The 18,840-nt window shown below is 65.3% G+C and carries 22 protein-coding genes; 10 read left to right on the forward strand and 12 right to left on the reverse strand.

What is annotated here, in order from left to right; genetic code table 11:
* The first annotated feature begins 5 nt into the window (after positions 1 to 5).
* From K3762_RS05715 to K3762_RS05730, 4 genes are all read left to right on the forward strand, one after another.
* A complete protein-coding gene (locus K3762_RS05715) occupies positions 6 to 323 on the forward strand; it encodes an antibiotic biosynthesis monooxygenase (protein WP_120350552.1) in 318 nt (105 codons plus the stop codon).
* 162 nt (positions 324 to 485) lie between these two features.
* The gene (locus K3762_RS05720; protein WP_161487453.1) at positions 486 to 662 is read left to right on the forward strand and encodes a hypothetical protein; all 177 of its coding nucleotides are present in this window, start codon (positions 486 to 488) and stop codon (positions 660 to 662) included.
* Between the two features lie 5 nt (positions 663 to 667).
* Positions 668 to 832, forward strand: a complete 165-nt coding sequence (locus K3762_RS05725; protein ID WP_082849466.1) for a hemin uptake protein HemP — start codon at positions 668 to 670, stop codon at positions 830 to 832.
* A gap of 126 nt (positions 833 to 958) precedes the next feature.
* Positions 959 to 1,387 carry a YqaA family protein gene (locus tag K3762_RS05730; RefSeq protein ID WP_120352159.1) on the forward strand — a complete coding sequence of 143 codons (429 nt, stop codon included), beginning with the start codon at positions 959 to 961 and terminating at the stop codon, positions 1,385 to 1,387.
* Between the two features lie 3 nt (positions 1,388 to 1,390).
* On the opposite strand, the gene K3762_RS05735 is transcribed toward K3762_RS05730, so the two are convergent.
* A complete protein-coding gene (locus tag K3762_RS05735; protein ID WP_240791631.1) occupies positions 1,391 to 1,912 on the reverse strand; it encodes a cell wall hydrolase in 522 nt (173 codons plus the stop codon).
* A gap of 184 nt (positions 1,913 to 2,096) precedes the next feature.
* Here K3762_RS05735 and K3762_RS05740 point away from each other — a divergent pair, with 184 nt between their 5' ends.
* A complete protein-coding gene (locus K3762_RS05740) occupies positions 2,097 to 2,786 on the forward strand; it encodes a UTRA domain-containing protein (RefSeq protein WP_132445702.1) in 690 nt (229 codons plus the stop codon).
* Between the two features lie 34 nt (positions 2,787 to 2,820).
* Here K3762_RS05740 and hutU read toward each other — a convergent pair whose 3' ends face one another.
* From hutU to hutI, 4 genes are read right to left on the reverse strand one after another with little or no spacing between them, the layout of a single operon-like run.
* The gene (gene hutU, locus K3762_RS05745; RefSeq protein WP_132445705.1) at positions 2,821 to 4,488 is read right to left on the reverse strand and encodes a urocanate hydratase; all 1,668 of its coding nucleotides are present in this window, start codon (positions 4,486 to 4,488) and stop codon (positions 2,821 to 2,823) included.
* Positions 4,485 to 5,285 (reverse strand): N-formylglutamate deformylase, encoded by an 801-nt coding sequence (gene hutG, locus K3762_RS05750; RefSeq protein WP_120350555.1) that lies wholly within the window; start codon positions 5,283 to 5,285, stop codon positions 4,485 to 4,487. The genes hutU and hutG overlap by 4 nt, the downstream gene beginning before the upstream one ends.
* Entirely contained in the window at positions 5,282 to 6,820 is a 1,539-nt protein-coding gene (hutH, locus tag K3762_RS05755) for a histidine ammonia-lyase (protein ID WP_260012251.1), read from the reverse strand. Before hutH ends, hutG begins: the two co-directional genes overlap by 4 nt.
* On the reverse strand, positions 6,817 to 8,025 hold the full coding sequence (hutI, locus tag K3762_RS05760) for an imidazolonepropionase (protein WP_132445711.1): 1,209 nt from the start codon (positions 8,023 to 8,025) through the stop codon (positions 6,817 to 6,819). Before hutI ends, hutH begins: the two co-directional genes overlap by 4 nt.
* A gap of 86 nt (positions 8,026 to 8,111) precedes the next feature.
* Here hutI and K3762_RS05765 point away from each other — a divergent pair, with 86 nt between their 5' ends.
* The 4 genes from K3762_RS05765 to K3762_RS05780 all read left to right on the forward strand — a co-directional run bounded on the left by K3762_RS05765 (position 8,112) and on the right by K3762_RS05780 (position 12,241).
* Positions 8,112 to 9,470, forward strand: a complete 1,359-nt coding sequence (locus K3762_RS05765; protein WP_132445714.1) for a formimidoylglutamate deiminase — start codon at positions 8,112 to 8,114, stop codon at positions 9,468 to 9,470.
* Positions 9,471 to 9,585: 115 nt separating this feature from the next.
* Positions 9,586 to 9,804 (forward strand): hypothetical protein, encoded by a 219-nt coding sequence (locus tag K3762_RS05770; RefSeq protein WP_067935872.1) that lies wholly within the window; start codon positions 9,586 to 9,588, stop codon positions 9,802 to 9,804.
* Positions 9,805 to 9,926: 122 nt separating this feature from the next.
* Positions 9,927 to 10,916: an ROK family protein gene (locus K3762_RS05775; protein ID WP_132445717.1), complete on the forward strand. Its 990-nt coding sequence runs from the start codon at positions 9,927 to 9,929 to the stop codon at positions 10,914 to 10,916.
* Positions 10,917 to 10,963: 47 nt separating this feature from the next.
* Positions 10,964 to 12,241 (forward strand): glycerate kinase, encoded by a 1,278-nt coding sequence (locus tag K3762_RS05780; RefSeq protein WP_120350561.1) that lies wholly within the window; start codon positions 10,964 to 10,966, stop codon positions 12,239 to 12,241.
* 17 nt (positions 12,242 to 12,258) lie between these two features.
* Here the strand turns inward: K3762_RS05780 and K3762_RS05785 are convergent, their stop codons facing one another.
* From K3762_RS05785 to K3762_RS05815, 7 genes are all read right to left on the reverse strand, one after another.
* Positions 12,259 to 13,347, reverse strand: coding sequence for a Zn-dependent alcohol dehydrogenase (locus K3762_RS05785; RefSeq protein WP_132445720.1), 1,089 nt, complete (start codon positions 13,345 to 13,347; stop codon positions 12,259 to 12,261).
* Positions 13,348 to 13,419: 72 nt separating this feature from the next.
* The gene (locus K3762_RS05790; protein WP_132445856.1) at positions 13,420 to 14,640 is read right to left on the reverse strand and encodes a TCR/Tet family MFS transporter; all 1,221 of its coding nucleotides are present in this window, start codon (positions 14,638 to 14,640) and stop codon (positions 13,420 to 13,422) included.
* A gap of 4 nt (positions 14,641 to 14,644) precedes the next feature.
* Positions 14,645 to 14,797: a hypothetical protein gene (locus K3762_RS05795; RefSeq protein WP_260012257.1), complete on the reverse strand. Its 153-nt coding sequence runs from the start codon at positions 14,795 to 14,797 to the stop codon at positions 14,645 to 14,647.
* Between the two features lie 2 nt (positions 14,798 to 14,799).
* Complete coding sequence (gene pcaD, locus K3762_RS05800) at positions 14,800 to 15,603, reverse strand: 3-oxoadipate enol-lactonase (protein WP_132445723.1); 804 nt, start codon at positions 15,601 to 15,603, stop codon at positions 14,800 to 14,802.
* Positions 15,604 to 15,713: 110 nt separating this feature from the next.
* A complete protein-coding gene (locus K3762_RS05805) occupies positions 15,714 to 16,685 on the reverse strand; it encodes a threonine/serine dehydratase (protein WP_132445726.1) in 972 nt (323 codons plus the stop codon).
* Positions 16,682 to 17,503, reverse strand: a complete 822-nt coding sequence (locus K3762_RS05810; RefSeq protein WP_120350566.1) for an alpha/beta fold hydrolase — start codon at positions 17,501 to 17,503, stop codon at positions 16,682 to 16,684. The genes K3762_RS05805 and K3762_RS05810 overlap by 4 nt, the downstream gene beginning before the upstream one ends.
* Positions 17,503 to 18,189 carry a haloacid dehalogenase type II gene (locus K3762_RS05815; protein WP_132445729.1) on the reverse strand — a complete coding sequence of 229 codons (687 nt, stop codon included), beginning with the start codon at positions 18,187 to 18,189 and terminating at the stop codon, positions 17,503 to 17,505. The genes K3762_RS05810 and K3762_RS05815 overlap by 1 nt, the downstream gene beginning before the upstream one ends.
* 193 nt (positions 18,190 to 18,382) lie before the next feature.
* On the opposite strand from K3762_RS05815, the gene K3762_RS05820 reads away from it, so the two are divergent.
* On the forward strand, positions 18,383 to 18,811 hold the full coding sequence (locus tag K3762_RS05820) for a peptidylprolyl isomerase (protein WP_132445732.1): 429 nt from the start codon (positions 18,383 to 18,385) through the stop codon (positions 18,809 to 18,811).
* The last annotated feature ends 29 nt before the right edge of the window (positions 18,812 to 18,840 follow it).

Raw genomic sequence — 18,840 nt, forward strand, 5'->3', positions numbered from 1 at the left:
CGCCCATGTACCTTGCCATGAACCGTTTCACCGTACTGCCCGAGAATGCCGCCGCATTCGAAGAGCTTTGGCTGAACCGCGAAAGCCATCTGAAAGAGACGGAGGGGTTCGTGTCCTTCCACATGCTCAAAGGGCCAGAGGAGGAGGGGACGATCCTCTATGCCTCGCACACCATTTGGGAAAGCGAAGCGCATTTTCGGGCATGGACCACCAGCGACGCCTTTCGCGCGGCGCATGCGCGGGCGGGGCAAACCCGCAAGCTGCACGAAGGCGCGCCGCGGTTCGAGGGCTTTCAGACTATTCAGCAAATCGAAGCAGTCTGACGCGGGGCAGGCGGGACTTTCTATACTTGACTAAAATAATCGGATTAAGTAGCCGTTATAAGAGCCCGGTATTTTGGCCGGGGTATGAACGACTTTACGCCGAAACCGTCCAAGCCACCGCGCGTCGGAAGCCCGGATGTCAATGGAAAGGAGCCCGCCCCCGTGAGGACACCCGTGACCACGCCCGAGCCAATGGCCCATGCCCGGCTACAGACGCAATCCAACAACAGCTGGCGCGATATCGCGCTTGGCAGCAACGATACCGCGCCCTGCGATGGCTTTGGCCTTGAGCACCTCATCGATCTGCAACGCGCCCGCCAGATGGGGGACGCAGGATGAGCCTGATGCAAAAGCTGCCCGATCCCTCGCCCGCAGGCCAACCGGTCGAAGACGCCGTGCATGATGCGCGTGCCTTGGTGCCCAATGGCTCGACGGCCAATATCGTGCTGGACGGCCAAACCTATACGCTGCGCATCACGCGGGCAGGGAAATTGATCCTGACGAAATAGGCCGCGCGGCTGCCCAAGTGTGGCGCGGAACGCCTAAGGCGCGGCTGCGGCTTGCCCTCACGCCACGGCGTCTTTACTGACGCGCCATGCCCGGCCTTTTCGCCTTTTCCGTCCTTCGCCGCTGACATGCTGGCCCTGCTGAGCCTGTTCTTCGCGGCCCTGCTGGCGGCGACGCTGATCCCCGCGCAATCCGAAGCGGTGCTTTTGGGGCTGATGTGGTCGGGTGCCCATGCCACGGCGTTGTTGTGGCTGGTGGCGACGCTGGGGAATGTGCTGGGCTCGCTGCTGAATTGGCTGCTCGGGCGCTACCTCAGCCATTTTGCCGATCACCGCTGGTTTCCTTTCTCGGCGCGGCAGATGGGGCGGGCCTCTGGCTGGTATCAACGCTGGGGGTATTGGAGCCTGCTGGCCAGTTGGGTGCCGATCATCGGCGATCCGCTGACCTTGGCCGCGGGCATGATGCGCGAACCGCTTTGGCGCTTCTTGCTGATTGTCACCCTTGCCAAAGGCGGGCGCTATCTGGTGCTGATCCTGCTCGCGCGCGGGGTTCTGTGACGCTCAGAGCGGGGTGATCCCTTCGAGCGGCGGCAGCGGGTTGGGCGTGGTCACGAGGGCCGGACGGCGCTTTTCGTAAAAGGCATTGCCGCCTGCGGTCACCACGTAATGCATGTTGTTGTAATTGGCATTGTACCACGCGGCGTGGAAGAATTTCGCGCGGGTGACCTTGGGGTGACGCTCACCCTGAAGCACCGCCAGCGCCGTGGCGCGGGCCAATGGGGCCCCGCGATCGCTCATCGGTTTCGTCATCACGCCCGGTGCGAACTGATTGCGCTGGCCGACCACCCCGCAGACCGTATCGGGGAAGGCTTCGGAATGGACGCGGTTCAACACCACCGTGCCCACGGCGACCATCCCGTCGCGGCTGGAGCGGTTGGATTCGAAATACATCGCCCGCGCCATACACTCCACCTCACCCACCGGGACCGCGACCACTTCGGTCTGCTTACCGCCACAAGCGGCGAGCAGGCCAAGGCCCAGCATCAAAGCGGCGGTGCGGATTTTCGGGGGCTGAACGCGCATGGGCGGCCTTTCTGGGTGAGGGGGCAGGTGGCGCGTAATTTTCCAGCAAACGCGGGGCGAGGCAAGACCCGCGCCCCGGCTCAGGCGGTTTCTCTCCGGGTGGGGCGCGCGGGGGCGCTTGGGCTGACGATTGATCTAGTGTAATACTTGATAAAACAGTCATGAACCCAGCAGGGCCGTTCTTATGAAAGTCACCTACCGGGATGTGAAAACCGACATCCTGTCAAAGATCACCAAGGCTGAGTGGCCTCTGGGCAGTCTTGTGCCCAATGAAGTCGATCTGGCCGAGACCTATGGCTGCGCCCGCGCGACGGTCAACCGTGCCATGCGCGAATTGGCCGACGAAGGGTTTATCGAGCGCCGCCGCAAAGCCGGGACGCGGGTGCGCATGGCCCCGGTGCGGCAGGCGCGCTTCGACATTCCGCTGGTCCGGGCCGAGATCGAAGAGAAGGGCGCTGATTATCGCTATTCGCTGGTGAGCCACGCGGTTGAGCCTGCGCCGGACTGGTTGCGCGCGCGGCTGAAACTGACCGCAGGCAGCGAGGCGCTGCATCTGGTCTGTATGCATTACGCCGATGGCGATCCCTATCAATATGAAGACCGCTGGATCAACCTTGCGACCCTGCCGCAGGCGCGGGAGGAGGATTTTGCAGAGGTGGGGCCGAACGAATGGCTGATCTCGGCAATACCTTTTTCGGATGTTGAGATCAGCCTCTCCGCCGGACTGGCCGATCAGCGGCTGAGTGAGTATCTCGCCTGCGCCTTGGGTGATCCGGTTTTCACGGTCGAGCGTTCGACATGGTGGGAGGGGCAGGCGGTGACCTATGTGCGCCTGTCGCATCGCCCCGGTCACCGTCTGACGACCCGCTATTGATGCGCCGCCACGTGAGGGCGGCGGCGCGTGGTGCTCAAAGGATACCCGGCAGGTCCAGCCCATGCGCGCGGGCGCAATCAAGCGCTTCGTCATAGCCCGCATCCGCATGGCGCATCACGCCCGTCGCCGGATCGTTCCACAGAACCCGTTCGATGCGACGGTCAGCGTCTTCGGACCCGTCACAGCAGATCACCATGCCGGAGTGCTGCGAAAAGCCCATGCCAACCCCGCCACCGTGGTGCAGCGACACCCAAGTGGCGCCCGAGGCGGTGTTCAAAAGCGCGTTTAGCAGCGGCCAATCCGACACGGCATCCGAGCCGTCTTTCATCGCCTCTGTCTCGCGGTTGGGCGAGGCGACGGAACCGCTGTCGAGGTGGTCGCGCCCGATCACAATGGGCGCGCTTAGCTCGCCAGTGCGGACCATTTCGTTGAAGGCGAGTCCGAGGCGGTGGCGCACACCCAGACCCACCCAGCAGATCCGTGCGGGCAGACCTTGGAAGGAAATACGCTCGCGGGCCATATCGAGCCAGTTGTGCAGGTGCGTATCTTCGGAGAGGATTTCTTTTACCTTGGCATCGGTCTTGTAAATATCCTCCGGATCGCCTGACAGCGCCGCCCAGCGGAACGGCCCCACGCCCCGGCAGAACAGCGGACGAATGTAGGCGGGGACAAAGCCGGGGAAATCAAAGGCGTTGTCTAACCCTTCCTCCAGCGCCATCTGGCGGATGTTGTTGCCATAGTCGACCGTGGGGATGCCCGCCGCGTGAAAATCGACCATCGCTTTGACTTGTACCTTCATTGAGGCGCGGGCGGCGCGTTCGACCGCCTTGGGGGCACTCTCGCGTTTCTTGCGCCAGTCGGCCATGCTCCAACCCTGCGGCAGATAGCCGTTCACCGGGTCATGGGCGCTGGTCTGATCGGTGACGATATCGGGGCGCATACCGCGTTTCACCAGTTCGGGAAAGACATCGGCGGCATTGCCCAAGAGGGCCACGGATTTCGCTTCTCCGGCAGCGGTCCAACGCTCGATCATCTCCAGCGCTTCGTCGAGCGTTTCGGCTTTTTCATCGACGTATTTTGTGCGCAGACGGAAATCGATGCTGTCGGGATTGCACTCGACCGCGAGGCAACAAGCCCCGGCCATCACCGCCGCCAAGGGCTGCGCGCCGCCCATGCCGCCAAGCCCGCCGGTGAGGATCCATTTGCCGGTCAGATCGCCGCCATAATGCTGGCGGCCTGCCTCGACAAATGTCTCATAGGTGCCCTGCACGATGCCTTGGGAGCCGATGTAGATCCACGAGCCTGCGGTCATCTGGCCATACATCGCCAGACCCTTTTTATCGAGCTCGTTGAAGTGGTCCCAATTCGCCCAATGCGGCACGAGGTTGGAGTTCGCGATCAGCACGCGCGGGGCGTCTTTGTGGGTCTTGAATACACCGACAGGCTTGCCCGATTGCACCAGCAGCGTTTGGTCGTCTTCGAGCGCGCGGAGCGAGGCGACGATCTGGTCGTAATCTTTCCACGTCCGCGCCGCACGGCCGATGCCACCATAGACGACCAGCTCATGCGGGTTCTCGGCCACGTCTGGGTGCAGGTTGTTCATCAGCATCCGCAGTGGCGCTTCGGTGAGCCAGCTTTTCGCCGAAAGCTCGGTGCCGGTGGCGGGATAGACGTCACGGGTGTTCTTGCGCGGATCGCTCATGCTGTGCCTTTCAGGGTCGGGGCCATCGCGGCCAGAGTTGTCAGAATGTCGGTCAGGTGCCTGCGCAGGCGCGCAGACTTTTCGGGATCACAGGGCCAGGGCGGGGCTTCGGCGCTGAGGTAGCTGCTCTGCGCCAGTTCCATCTGGATTGCGTGAAACCCCTCGGCGGGGCGGCCATAGTGGCGCGTGGTCCAGCCGCCTTTGAAACGGCCATTGATGACAGAGGTATAGCCGGGGGCGGCGGCGCAGATATCCGCGACGGCGGCTTCGATCTCAGGCGCGCAGGTGGTGCCGAGGTTCGTGCCGATGTTGAAATCGGGCAAGGGGCCGTCAAAGAGGAAGGGGATCAGCGAGCGAATTGAGTGGCAGTCATAGAGGATCGCCACGCCATGCAACGCGCGGACGCGGGCCAATTCCGCCTCAAGCGCCGCGTGATAGGGGGCGTGGAATGCCAGGCGGCGGGCCTCGATCTCGGCTTCTTCGGGCGGGGTTGTCCAAATGTCCTGCCCGTCGAAATCGGTCAGCGGCACCAGCCCGGTGGTGTTTTGGCCGGGGTAGAGCGATGCGCCCGAAGGGTCGCGGTTGGCGTCGATCACATAGCGGTGGAAGGTCGCGCGCACGGTGGTCGCGCCGGGCAGTAACCCTTGGTAAAGTCGGTGAATATGCCAGTCGGTGTCCGCCAGTTCGAGCCCGCGCGGGTTCAGATCGCGGCGCACTGTGTCGGGCAGATCGGTGCCGGTATGCGGCAGGCCAAGCACGATGGGGCTGTCGCCGCGGGTGATCTCTACCGGGGTCATGTGGAAAGCTCCGGCATCTCGATGGCGGCGGCGCGGCTAATCTCGCCTTCGGCCACCATCTGTGCCGCGCGTTCCAGATCGGGGGCGAGGTAACGGTCCTCATCCAGCGTCGCGACATCCTTGCGGACCCGTTTCACCACATGCTGCAATGTCTCGCTGGTCGCCAACGGCGCGCGAAAGTCGATGCCTTGTGCCGCGCAGAGCAACTCGACCCCCAAGATGCGGTTTAGGTTGTCGATCATCTGCCCCAGCCGCCGCGCGCCATGGGCGGCCATGCTGACGTGATCCTCTTGGTTGGCCGAGGTCGGCGTGCTGTCGGTGACGCACGGATTGGCGAGGTGCTTGTTCTCGCTCATCAGGGCGGCGGTGGTGACTTCGGCGATCATATAGCCGCTGTTGAGGCCGGGGTTTGGCGTGAGGAAGGGCGGCAGGTTGAAGCTGAGCGCCGGGTCCACGATCAACGCCACGCGGCGCTGCGCGATGGCTCCGATTTCGGCCACGGCCAGTGCGATCATATCGGCGGCAAAACCCACCGGTTCGGCATGGAAATTCCCGCCTGAAACGATCAGGTCCGCGCCGACCAGCACCAGCGGGTTGTCGGTGGCGGCGTTGGCTTCGACCTCAAGCGTGCGGGCGGCCATGCGCAGCACGTCCATCGCGGCCCCGGTCACCTGAGGCTGGCAGCGGATGCAGTAGGGGTCTTGCACGCGGGCGTCATTCGCCACGTGGCTCTCGCGGATTTCCGAGGCGTTGAGCAGGGCACGCATCGTCTCGCCCGCTTCGATCTGGCCTCGATGGCCGCGCAGGGCGTGGATTTCGGGTTGCAGCGGCGCGGTGGAGCCCATGATCGCGTCCGTCGACAGGGCCGAGATCACCAACGCCGAGTTTGCCGCCCGCCATGCGTCAAACAGCCCCGCCAGCGCGAAGGCGGTCGAAAACTGCGTGCCGTTGATCAGCGCCAGCCCTTCTTTCGGGCCGAACTCCAGCGGGGTGAGACCCGCGGCGGTCAGCGCCTCTCCGCCGGGCATGACGCGGCCCTCAATTTCCGCCTCGCCGTGGCCCATCATCGCAGCGGCCATATGGGCCAAGGGGGCCAGATCGCCTGAGGCACCGACCGATCCTTGCGCCGGGATCACCGGGGTCACGCCACGCTCCAGCATGGCTTCGATCAGATCGACGACCTCAAGCCGCACGCCTGAGGCGCCGCGCCCAAGGCTCAGCAGTTTGAGCGCCATCAAGAGCCGCGCATGGCCGCGCGGGATCGCCGGGCCGACGCCGCAGCAATGCGACAGGATCAGGTTGCGTTGCAGGGTGGCCGTGTCATCTGAGGCGATCTTGACCGAGGCGAGCTTGCCGAAACCGGTGTTCACGCCGTAGACGGCATCCTCGCCCGCCACCGCTTTGGCAATGCGCGCGTGGGCCAGTTCAATCGCTGGGCGGCAGGCGGGGTCGAGCCTCACCGATGCCTCTTCGCGGTAGATGCGGGCCAGATCGTCCAAGGTGGCCGCGCCGGGGGTGAGGGTCAGGGTGGTCACGATTGGCCTCCGAAAATGCGAGAGTGAAGCGGGTTGAAGCCGATGCGATAGGCAAGCTCGGCAGGGTGTTTGATATCCCAAACGGCGAGGTCGGCGCGCAGGCCGGGGCGGATCATGCCGCAGCCGTCCAGCCCAAGCGCGCGGGCGGCATGTTGCGTGGCACCGCGCAGCGCCTCTTCGGGCGTCATGCGGAACAGGGTGCAGCCCATGTTGAGCGTCAGCAGCAGGGAGCTCAGCGGCGACGACCCGGGGTTGATATCCGTCGCCAGCGCCATCGGCACGCCGTGTTTGCGCAGCAGATCAATCGGGGGCGCTTGGGTTTCGCGCAGGGTATAAAACGCGCCGGGGAGGATTACGGCGACGGTGCCCGCCTTGGCCATCGCTTTCACGCCGTCCGCGTCAAGGTACTCAATATGATCCGCCGACAGCGCGCCATAGGAGGCCGCGAGTTTCGCGCCGCCAAGGTTCGACAGTTGCTCGGCATGGAGTTTCACCGGCAGCCCCAATTCCCGCGCTACGTCAAAGACCCGCGCGATTTGGGCGGGCTGAAAGGCGATGCCCTCGCAGAACCCGTCGACCGCATCGACCAGCCCCTCGGCATGGGCGGCGCGCAGGGCGGGGAGGCAGACTTCGTCGATATAGGCGTCAGCGCGGCCTGCGTATTCGGTAGGCGTGGCATGGGCGCCGAGGAAGGTGGTGCGCACTCGGATCGGGCGCTGCTGGCCCACGGCGCGTGCGGTGCGGAGCATGCGCAGCTCGGTCTCGATATCCAGACCGTAACCGGATTTGATCTCGATCCCCGTGACGCCTTCGGCGATCAGCACATCGACGCGGCGCAGGGCTTCTGCCAGCAGATCGGCCTCACTGGCGGCGCGGGTGGCGGTGACGGTTGAGACAATGCCGCCCCCGGCGCGGGCGACGTCTTCGTAGCTGGCTCCTTCAAGGCGCATTTCGAACTCGCGCGCGCGGTCGCCTCCGTGGACGATATGGGTGTGGCAGTCGATCAGACCGGGGGTGACGAGGCGGTGGCCCAGTGATTCTGTCGGCTGGTGGCGGTAGGCCCGTGGCAGGTCAAGGCGCGGGCCGACCCATGCGATCTGGCTCCCGGCAATCGCAATCGCTGCATTCTCAATCATTCCATAGGGTTCTGCGCCGTCTAAGGTCGCGGCGGTGAGGTCGATCAAAACTCGGTCGTGCTCTGCCATCTCTATCGCCCCCTCCTGAGGTTTTACTTTTCTAACGCGGTTTTAATTGTTATATGTCTATACATAAAAAACCGAAAGGCCGTCAAATGATTTTCGCAAAACACGCAAGACTGCCGCAGGGCTGGGCGCGGGACGTTCGGATTACGGTTGCCGAGGGCCGCATCACGGCGGTGCAGACCGGACAAACGCCCCATCTTGACGACAGCCGCGTCGATACCCTGCTGCCTGCGCTGGCCAACCTACACAGCCACAGCTTTCAACGCGCCATGGCCGGGATGACCGAGGTGCGGATGGCGGGGAAAGACAGCTTTTGGACGTGGCGTGACCTGATGTACCGCTTTACCGCCCATCTCACGCCCGCGCATATTGAGGCCATCGCCGCCTTTGTTTTCCTTGAGATGCAAGAGGCGGGTTTTGCCAGCGTGGGCGAGTTTCATTACCTGCATCACCAGCCCGACGGCACGCCCTATGATGATCTGGGTGAGCTTTCGGCCCGGATCGCGGCGGCGGCGGCGGAGACGGGGATCGGGCTAACCCATCTGCCGGTGCTCTATACCTACGGTGGCGCGGGGCAGGTGCCCTTGCAGCCGGGTCAGGCGCGTTTTGGCAATGGGGTGGCGCAGTTCAATGCGCTGGTGGAGCGGGCGAAACGGGCGGTAGTTGATCTCCCCCCAGACTGCCGCGTCGGCATCGCGCCGCATTCGCTGCGCGCCACAGCACCGGCGGAACTGGCCGAGGTGCTGGCCGCGCATCCCGAGGTGTCGACCCATATCCACATCGCCGAACAGCCCAAGGAGGTCGCAGACATCTCGGATTGGCTCGGCGCACGGCCGGTAGACTGGTTGCTGGCGAACGCTGAGGTGACGGAGAACTGGTGCCTGATCCATGCGACCCACATGACCGAAGCAGAGACGGCAGCCTTGGCCCGGACCGGCGCGGTGGCGGGGCTCTGCCCGGTGACAGAGGCGAATTTGGGCGATGGGCCGTTCAACGGGCCGGGCTACCTCGCTGCCGGGGGGCGGTTTGGCATTGGGTCGGATTCCAACGTGCTGATCTCATTGACCGAAGAGTTGCGCACCTTGGAGTATTCCCAACGCCTGCGCGATCTGGCGCGCAACGTGATGGTGCCGGGCGAAGGCTCGGTCGGGGAGGCGCTTTATACCGGGGCCGCGCGCGGCGGTGCGCAGGCGCTTGGCCGGGGCCGGGGCGAGATTGCGGTGGGCACATGGGCCGACCTGATGGCGATCGACAGCCAAGACCCGGCGCTTTGTGCGCTGCGGCCCGCGCAACTGCTCGACGGTCTGGTCTTTGCGGCGAAGGATCGGGTGGTGACGGACCTGTGGTCGGCGGGGCGCCATGCGGTGACGGGCGGGCGGCACCGGCAGCGTGACCGGATCGTGGCGGGCTACCGGCGCGCCATGGCAGAGTTGACGGCGCTTTTGTGAAACCTTCCAGCTTCCGGGAACTTTGCCGCGGCCTGCCGGGTTTGCCCCCTAACAAGGGCCGCGCGCGGCGTGGTGTTGCGCGGCATAGCCCGAAGCCAGCGAAAGGGAGCGGATCATGAGTCCACCAGACACAAATCTGAAAAAGCAGGAAAGCCGTCACAAGTGGCCGCTGATCGGCATGGCGATTGTCGTGATCTTTGGCATCGGCATCATTGTCTTCTGGACGGGCGAGGAAGTCGCCACCGCCCCCGGCACCGAAGACGAGGTGATCGTTGACGATGGCACCGCGATTGAGGGCGATGATACGGCAACCGTGCCTGTCGCACCCGATTGACCCCCAGCCAACGGCGTTGACCGCCAAGACCCGGAAGCCTTTGCTTCCGGGTTTTTTGTTGTTTGCCTTGGTCGCGCGGGCGGGCCATCTTGCACCGGTAACAAGGGAATTGGGGCAGACATATGTGGTATCTTGTAGGGGACATTGGCGGCACCAACCTGCGGCTTGCGGCGGTGGACCCGGCAGGCGCGGTGGTGCGGCGCTGCACGCATCGCACCGATGGGCTGACCACATTGCCAGACGCCTGTGCGGCGCTTTGTAGCGAGATGGGCGGCGCGCCCGAGGGGGTCGCGATGGCGGTGGCCGGGGTGGTTGTCGACGGGCAGGTGCGCATGACCAACGCCGCGCGCAGCATCTCGCGCGATGATCTGGCGCGGGCCTGCGATGTGGCGCCCGGCAAGGTACTGCTGCTCAATGATTTCGAGGCGGCGGCCTGGTCCTTGGCCACGCTGGACGCGGCAAAGGTGAGCTTTCTTCAGGGCGGCCCTGCGCCGCAACCGGGCGCGCGGGTGATTGTCGGGCCGGGAACGGGCTTGGGCGTGGGGTCTTTGGTCTGGCAAGGGGCGCGGCCCACGGCGGTGCCGGGCGAAGGCGGGCATCTGCGGCTGACCCCTCATAGCGCCGAGGAAGTGGCCTATTTCGAAGCCCTGATCGCGCTTTGGCCCGAGGTCCAGATGGGCGACGCGCTGGCGGTCGAGGCCGAGGCGATCCTGTCGGGCACCGGCATCCCCTATTGGTACCGCGCCATCGCAACCGCCCGCGGCGAGGCGGCGCATCTGGAGGGGGCGGCGGCGATCTTTGCCGCGGCCAAGGTTGGGGAGGACACGAGTGCCTGCCGGGCGGTGGCCTTGATGGCGCGATATCTTGGCGGGGTTGCGGGGGACTTGGGGCTGGTCTTGGGTGCGCGCGGTGGGGTTTTCATCACGGGGGGCGTGGCGCAGCAGAACCCTTGGATGTTGGATGAGGCCTTCCTCGCTGCCTTCAACGCGGGCGGGCGGCACAGCAAATGGCGCGCGGCGCTGCCCTTGGGTCTGTGCAATGACCCCGACTTTGGCCTCATGGGTGCGCGCAACTGTCTGTTTGTGCAGCACGAACGCCCCCTGCCGGATTGACAGCAGGCAGCGGGCCGCCATGATCGCCACAGCAGCCGGAGTGCCCTATGTCCAACCTCAATGATCCAAAACGCCAGTTCTTGGCCAACCTGTTCGACACCGCCGTCGCCGCCGCCGATCCGCGGCTGATCTTGAAGGACAGGCTGCCGCCGCCCCCCAAGGGCCGCACGGTGGTGATCGGCGCGGGCAAAGGGGCGGCGCAATTGGCGCAGGCGTTCGAGGCGCTCTGGCCGCATCCCTATGACGGTGTCGTGGTCACCCGCTATGGCTATGGCGCGCCCTGCCAGCGCATCAAGGTGTTGGAGGCCGCCCATCCGGTGCCCGATCAGGCCGGGATCGAGGCCGCCCGCGCCTTGCAGGATGCGCTGCGCGGGCTGGGGCCGGAGGATCAGGTGATCGCGCTGATCTGCGGCGGCGGGTCGTCGCTTTTGCCCGCCCCACCCGAGGGGCTGACGCTAGAGGATTTGCAGGCGTTGAACTCGGCGCTTCTGGCCTCAGGCGCGCCAATCTCGGTGATGAATGACATCCGCAAACAGTTCAGCACGGTGAACGGCGGGCGTCTGGCGGAACTGGCCTATCCCGCGCAGGTGGTGAGCCTTGTCGTCTCGGATGTGCCGGGGGATGATCCGGGGGCCGTGGCCTCTGGCCCTACGGTGCCGGGGCGACGGGCCGCGGCGAAGGTGTTGGAGGAGGTGGCCGCGCGGGGGCTGGAACTGCCGCCTCGTTGCATGGCTTTTCTGCAAGAGGCCGCGCAGCAGCCTGCGCAAGACGCGCCCAGCAAGACGGTCACGCATGTTATTGCCTCTGCGGGTCTGTCCCTCACCGCGGCGGCCAAGGCGGCACAGGCGCGGGGGGTGACCGCATGGATACTGTCGGACGCGATCGAAGGCGAGGCGCGCGAGGTGGCGCTGGTGCATGCCGCACTTGCCCGGCAGGCGCAACAAAGCGGTTTCCCGCATCCCGCGCCGCTGGTGCTGCTCTCAGGCGGAGAGACGACGGTCACCCTGCGCCACAAGGGGCGCGGCGGGCGCAACAGTGAATTCGCGCTGTCCTTGGCGCTGGCACTCGACGGGCAGGAAGGCATCACCGCCTTGGCGGCGGACACCGACGGCATCGACGGGTCCGAGGACAACGCGGGCGCATTCGTCACGCCGGGCACGGCGGGCGCGATGCGCGCGGCAGGGGTGGACCCGCGCCGCGCCTTGCAACACAACGATGCCTACGGCGCGTTTGCGGCGGTAGACGCCCTGTTTCACACCGGCCCCACCGGGACCAATGTGAATGATTTCCGCGCCCTGCTGATCGGCGATCTACCCGAAAGCTGAGCCGGTTCTGGGTCCGCCTAGGTGCGGTCGAAGATAATCACGTTGCGCTTCGCAGCGCCGGTCTTGGTGTCGGCAATCGCCTCGTTGATCTGATCCAGCCGCCAGCGCCCGGAGATCAGGTTGTCGAGTTGCAAGCGGCCCTGAAGGTAAAGGTCGACCATCCACGGGATATCGCGCTGGATCACCACGTCGCCCATTTTGGAGCCGACCATACCTTGCCCCAAGGCGGCAAGGACCACCGGCTCATAGCTGGCCTCGGCCCCGCTGTGGGGCATGCCAACCATGATCACCCGGCCCCCGGCCGCAAGGTAGCGCGGCGCGGTTTCATAGGCGGGGATCGCGCCGACGGTGACGATCACGGCATCCGCCCCGCGCCCCATGGCCTTGAAGGCCGCGCGCCACGGTTTCGCCTCGGTCGCGAGCACGGTGTCGGTCGCGCCGAATTCGCGGGCGATGGCGAGTTTTTCTTCGGTCATGTCCACCGCCACGATCCGCCGTGCGCCCGCGATGCGCGCCCCTTGGATGGCATTAAGGCCGACCCCGCCCGCGCCGATCACCACCACATCTTGGCCTGCGCGCAGGCCCGCTGCATTGACCACGGCACCCACGCCGGTGATCACGCCGCAGGCGATCAGACAGGCGGCGTCTTTGGGGATGTCGTGTGAGATTTTCACGGCCTGCGAGCGGTCGACCACCACTTTTTCGGCGAAACCGCCGGTGTTCATGGCTTGAAAAAGCGGCGCCCCCTCTGCGGTCTGAAGCGGCCCTTCGGGCGCTTGCGGTGTTTCGCAGATCGTCGGCTGACCCGAGGCACAGTTGGGGCAGCTGCCGCAGGCGCGGATCAGGGTGACCACCACGCTGTCGCCCTCGGCCAGCCCCTGTACATTCGGCCCTACGGCGCTGACCCGGCCTGCGGCCTCATGGCCATAGACGGCAGGCAGGGTGCCGCCCCAGCCGCCTTCGGCAAACAGGATGTCGGAGTGGCAGATCGCCACGGCATCCAAGGTCACTTCGACCTCGCCGGATTGTGGTGCCTGCAGGCGGATGTCTTCGACGCTCAGCGGGCTGTCAAAGGCATGGCAGACGGCGGCTTTGATGGTTTGCAATGGCCTGTCCCTTTCACTTGGTTTTCGCCAGCCTGACGCGGAAGGGCCGGTGGCGCAAGGCGGGGAATGGGCCTAATGCGGCGAAGTGCCGGTTTGTGACGTGAGGGGAGGGCGGCTGGCAAAGATCACCAGCCCGCCGAGGGTCAGAAACAGCGCCAGCAGGAAGGGCGCGCCGGGCAGGTAGAGCGCGGTATCGGGGGCTGTGAAATACGCAAAGACCGCGGTCATCGCCAAGGGAGAGATGATCATCGCTAGCGCGGTGGAGGAACTGAGCGCGCCGTGCAGCTCGCCTTGGGCATCAGCGCTGACGCGGGCCGACATGATGCCTTGAAGCGCCGGGGGGATGACCCCGGCAAGGGCGGCAAGCGGGGTCATGATCAGCGCCCAAGTGCCTGAGGTCAGCACGGTCAGCGCGGCAAAGGCGGCAAGGGCAAAGACATGGCCCAAGATCACCGTGGCACGGGCGCCCAAGCGGCGGATCACGGGGCCGATCAGCGCGCCTTGGACAAGGGCCATCTGCACGCCAAAAAGACCCAGTGACAGGCCGATCATCGTAGGGGACCAGCCAAACCGCTCAACCCCGAAATAGGCCCAGACCGCCGGATAGGCGGCAAAGCCCACGTGGTAGATGAAATAGACCGCCAGAAGCCTGCCGATCTCGGGCAGGCGGCCAAGGGCACGCAACGCACCCAGCGGATTGGCCCGCCGCCAATCAAAGGCGCGGCGTTTCGTCTGGGGCAGGGTTTCGCGCAGCACAGCCCAGCCGAGGGCCGCATTGCCCGCCGCCAGCACCGCCGCCGCCCAAAACGGCGCGCGGGTGCCATATTCACCCAAGATGCCGCCCATCAGCGGCCCCAGAACAAAGCCCGCGCCAAAGGCTGCGCCGATCAGCCCGAAACGCGCCGCGCGGTCCTGCGCCGGAGAGATGTCGGCCATATAGGCCGAGGCCGTGGCATGGGTTGCCGCCGTCACACCGCCCACCAGCCGCCCGATCAGCAGCAGCCAGACACTGCCCGCCAGTGCCATGACGCCGTAATCCACCGTCATCACGACGAGCGCCAGCAGCAAGACCGGACGGCGGCCAAAACGGTCGGACAGCCCGCCCAGAACCGGGCCGAAGAGGAATTGCATCGCGGCAAACCCCGTGGCCAGCACGCCGCCCCAAAGGGCCGCATCACTCAGCCCCCCGCCGCGCACTTCGCGGATTAGGTCCGGCATCACGGGCAGGATCAGACCGACGCCCATGGCATCAATCATCACCGTCACAAGAATAAAGATCAGCGGCAGCGGCATCCGGTCAGATGTGGTCCGCGTGAGGGGCAAAGGCAAGGGCGCCCGGTGCAAGGTGACGCGGCTGCGCATCGGTCCGGGTGCGGTCGGGGCTACTCGGCTGCGCGCGATTGGCCTGCCCGTCGCGGAAAGCCGGGGCGTCGTGATCGCAAGGTGCCATGCTCAGCTCTGCGCCTTGGGAATATGCCCGACGTTGGCGAGGAATTCGTTCAGCACTTCGGCGTATTCTTGCGGCTGCTCGACACAAGGCAGGTGCCCCGCGCGGCGGATCAGTTTGAATTTCGAGGCGGGGATCAGGTCCATCAACTCGCGCACCAGATCGGGCGGGGTGGAGCCGTCCTCGGACCCTGCGATACCAAGCGCAGGCAGGCGCAGGCCGGAGGTGGGAGTCATGAAATCACTGTGCGAGATCGCCGCCGAACAGCCCGCATAGCCCGCGTCTGGCTGGCGGGTGAGCATGTTGCGCCAAAGCGCCAGTTCTGGCGTGGCGCGGAACTGGGCAGAGAACCAGCGTTCCATCACGGCATCAGCGAGGCTCTCGATGCCGCCCTGTTCCACGGCAGCAATGCGCTCGGCCCAAATGTCGCGGTTGCCGATCTTGGTGGCGGTGTTGCTGAGCACCACCGCGCGGATCATATCGAGGCGTTTGACGGCCAGCCCCTGCGCGATCATGCCGCCGATCGAGAGCCCGACGAAGACGCAGTTGCGCACCTGCAGGTGATCGAGCAGCCGTTCGGTATCGGTAATGAGCGACCCCATCGAATAGGGCGCGGGCGGGCAGGATGAGAGGCCATGGCCGCGTTTATCAAAACGGATGATGCGCAGACCGGGGGCGAGGAGCGGTAGGATCGGATCCCACAGGCGCATATCGGTGCCGAGCGAATTGGCAAAGACCACAGGCGCGCCGTCTTCGGGGCCCTCGACGCGGTAGTGAAGTTGGACGTCACCGGTATCGAATATCTGCATGGGGGGTCTCCTGTGAGCGGCGGTGGTGGCCAGCATATAGCGCGCGCGGCGCAGGTCAAAGGCGGGACAGATCAGAAATGCCCCGCCCTAGGGCGGGGCTGCCCTTGTCTTTACCCCAACGTCTGCAATGCGCGCGCGAACATATCCGCATCCACATTCCCGCCAGAGATGGTGACGATCACATCGTCGCCCTCAATCTCTGCCCCACGGAACAGTGCCGCCGCCAGCGCCACGGCACCGCCCGGCTCGGCCACAACCTTCAGCCGGTTAAAGGCATGGCCCATCGCCTTCAGCGCCTCGTCGTCGCTCACCACCAGCCCCGGCCCGACAAGCCGTTGCATGATCGGAAAAGTCAGCTCGCCCGGCGCGGGTGTGACGATGGCGTCGCAGATTGATCCCAAAGCGCTCGGGTTCTGCTCGATCTTGCCAGAGGCCAGTGACCGGGCCGCATCGTCAAAGCCTTCCGGCTCTGCCGGGCGCACGCGGAGGGCGGGGGCCTCGGCCTCCAACGCCAAGGCGATGCCAGAGGTTAGGCCACCGCCGCCGCAGCAGACGATGACTTCGGCAGAGTTGATCCCCGCCTCGGCTGCCTGCTGCGCGATCTCCAGCCCCGTGGTGCCTTGGCCCGCGATGACCTGCGGATTGTCATAGGGTTTGATCAGCGTGAGGCCGCGTTCTTCGGCCAGTCGCGCGCCGATCTCCTCGCGGCTCTCATTCGCGCGGTGATAGAGCACGACCTCGGCCCCAAAGGCGCGGGTGTTGGCGATTTTCAGGCGTGGGCTGTCTTTTGGCATGATGATCACGGCGGGTGCGCCGTGCATTTTCGACGCCAGCGCCACGCCCTGCGCGTGGTTGCCGCTGGAATAGGCGATGACACCCTTCGCCCGCGCGTCAGGATCCAGCGATGACAGCGCCGACCACGCACCGCGAAACTTGAAACTGCCGGTGTGTTGCAAGCACTCTGGCTTGACCCAAATGCGACGGCCCGCGATCTCGTCCAGAAAGGGCGAGTTCAACAGGGGCGTGCGCCGCACATGGCCCTCTGCCCGGGCGGCGGCGGCGCGGATCATGTCGATGTTCATTGCAATTGTCCTATCCATTCGTGCAACGCGGCCAGCGCCTCGGGTTCGTCGAGAAACGGCACATGGCCGCGATCCGGCACCTCGGCCACGATCATATCCGGCCGCCGCGCCTGCATCTGCATCAGCGTTTCGCGGCTGAGCAGGGTCGAATTGGCCCCCCGGATCGCCGCGAGCGGCATGCCCTGAAGCGCGTCGAAAAACGGCCAGAGGTCGGGCGTCGGCTGCCCCGCTGTGGCGATGGCATCGCGCAGATGCGGGTCATAGGTGATTTTCAGCCCGTCGTCGGTGGCTGTGTAATGGCGCTGCACCTCTTCCAGCCAACGGCCTTCCGGCACGCCGCGAAATTCGGGAAAGGCCCGGGCCATGGCGGCGGCGGCCTCTTCATAGGTCTTGGCGGCGGGGTTGCGGCCCAGATATCCCATGATGAACTCGATCCCCTTGGCGTCCAGCTCTGGCCCGACATCATTCAGCGCCACGCCCAGCAGGTGATCATGGGCGATCATCGCTAGTCCCATCGCATTGAGCCCGCCGCGCGAGGTGCCGATGATGGCGACCTTGTCCAACCCCAGATGCGCCAGCAGTTCCAGCACATCACGGCATTCCACCGGCAGCGTGTAGTTCTGCCAATTCTGGTCAAAATCCGAACGCCCTCGGCCCCGGTAATCCATGCGGATCAGGCGATGATCCGCCAGATGCGGGGCCAGATAGTCGAAATCCGCCCCGGTGCGGGTGAGGCCAGCAAGGCAGAGGATCGGCAGGCCGGAGCCGTCGTCCGTATAGTGCAGTGACAGCCCGTCGGAGGTGGTGAACCGGGCCATCAAAGGCCCGCCAATGCAGGGATGCCGCTGAGGTCTCGCAACTGATGCGCCGGTTTCCATGGCAGCCGGTCCACCGGATCGCCGCCCCGGTTCACCCATGCGGTCGTGAAACCATAGCCCGTCGCCGCCGCCGCGTCCCAGCCGTTGGAGGAGACGAACAGCACCTCGCCTTTGGCGCAGCTGTAGTGCGCCCCCACAAGATCATAGACCGATGCATGGGGTTTGAAGACCCCAACACTTTCGACCGAGAGCGACACATCCAATAGGTCACTGATTCCCGCAGATTGCACCGCTCCGTCCAGCATCGCGGGCGAGCCGTTGGATAAGATCGCGGTGTTCAGGCCGCCGTCTTTCAGCGCGCGCAGCATGGCGGGAACCTCCGCAAAAGCCTGAAGCTCCCAATAAAGCGCTAAGAGGCGCTCGCGTAGGGCAGGTTCGTCAGCGACGCCCATCTTCTCCAACGACCAGTCCAGACCCTCTTGGGTGACCTGCCAGAAATCGTCATGCGCCCCGGTCACGGCGCGCAGCCATGAATACTGCAACTGCTTGAGGCGCCAGTGTTCTGCCAGCTGCGGCCAAGTCTCGGCGATGGCGGCAAAGGCGGGCTCCCGCGCGGCCTCGCGGGCGGCGGCGGCCACGTCGAACAGGGTTCCATAGGCGTCGAAAACACAGGTGGTAATGGGCATCTGGCTGGCTCTCTCTCATATTTCGCGGCAGAGTGGCATGCGGGCGAAGCGGCGAAAAGGGGCGAATTCCTCCATCGGCCGGGACTGGGGGTTTACTCTCGGGGCCACAATCTTCATGCTGTCGCGGAATTTGGAGCACCCGTGCAGATACGCGGCCTCCTTCCCTTTTTCCCCTGACAAATTGGAGACAACAATGGCTGAGGTCAAATCCGGCGACACAGTACAGATTCACTATACCGGCACGCTGCAGGACGGCACCACATTTGATAGCTCTGAGGGTCGTGACCCGTTGGAGTTCGTTGTGGGTTCGGGTCAGATCATTCCCGGCCTCGACAGCGCGCTGCCCGGCATGACCGAAGGCGACAAGAAGGTCGTTCAGGTGCCCAGCGAAGAAGCTTATGGCCCGGTGAACCCCGAGATGCGCCAGTCGGTGCCGCGCGAAGGTATCCCGGCTGATATCCCGCTTGATCCCGGCACGCAGTTGCAGATGCAGACCCCCGAAGGTCAGGCGCTGCCCGTGACCGTGGTGGACGTGGACGAGACCACCGTGACCCTCGACGCCAACCACCCGCTGGCGGGCAAAGACCTGCAGTTCGACATCGAACTGGTCAAAATCGCCTAAGCGATCTGACACTGCCTGCCGGGGGGATG

Source organism: Sulfitobacter sp. W074, from assembly GCF_025142275.1.
Taxonomy (GTDB): Bacteria; Pseudomonadota; Alphaproteobacteria; order Rhodobacterales; family Rhodobacteraceae; genus Sulfitobacter; species Sulfitobacter profundi.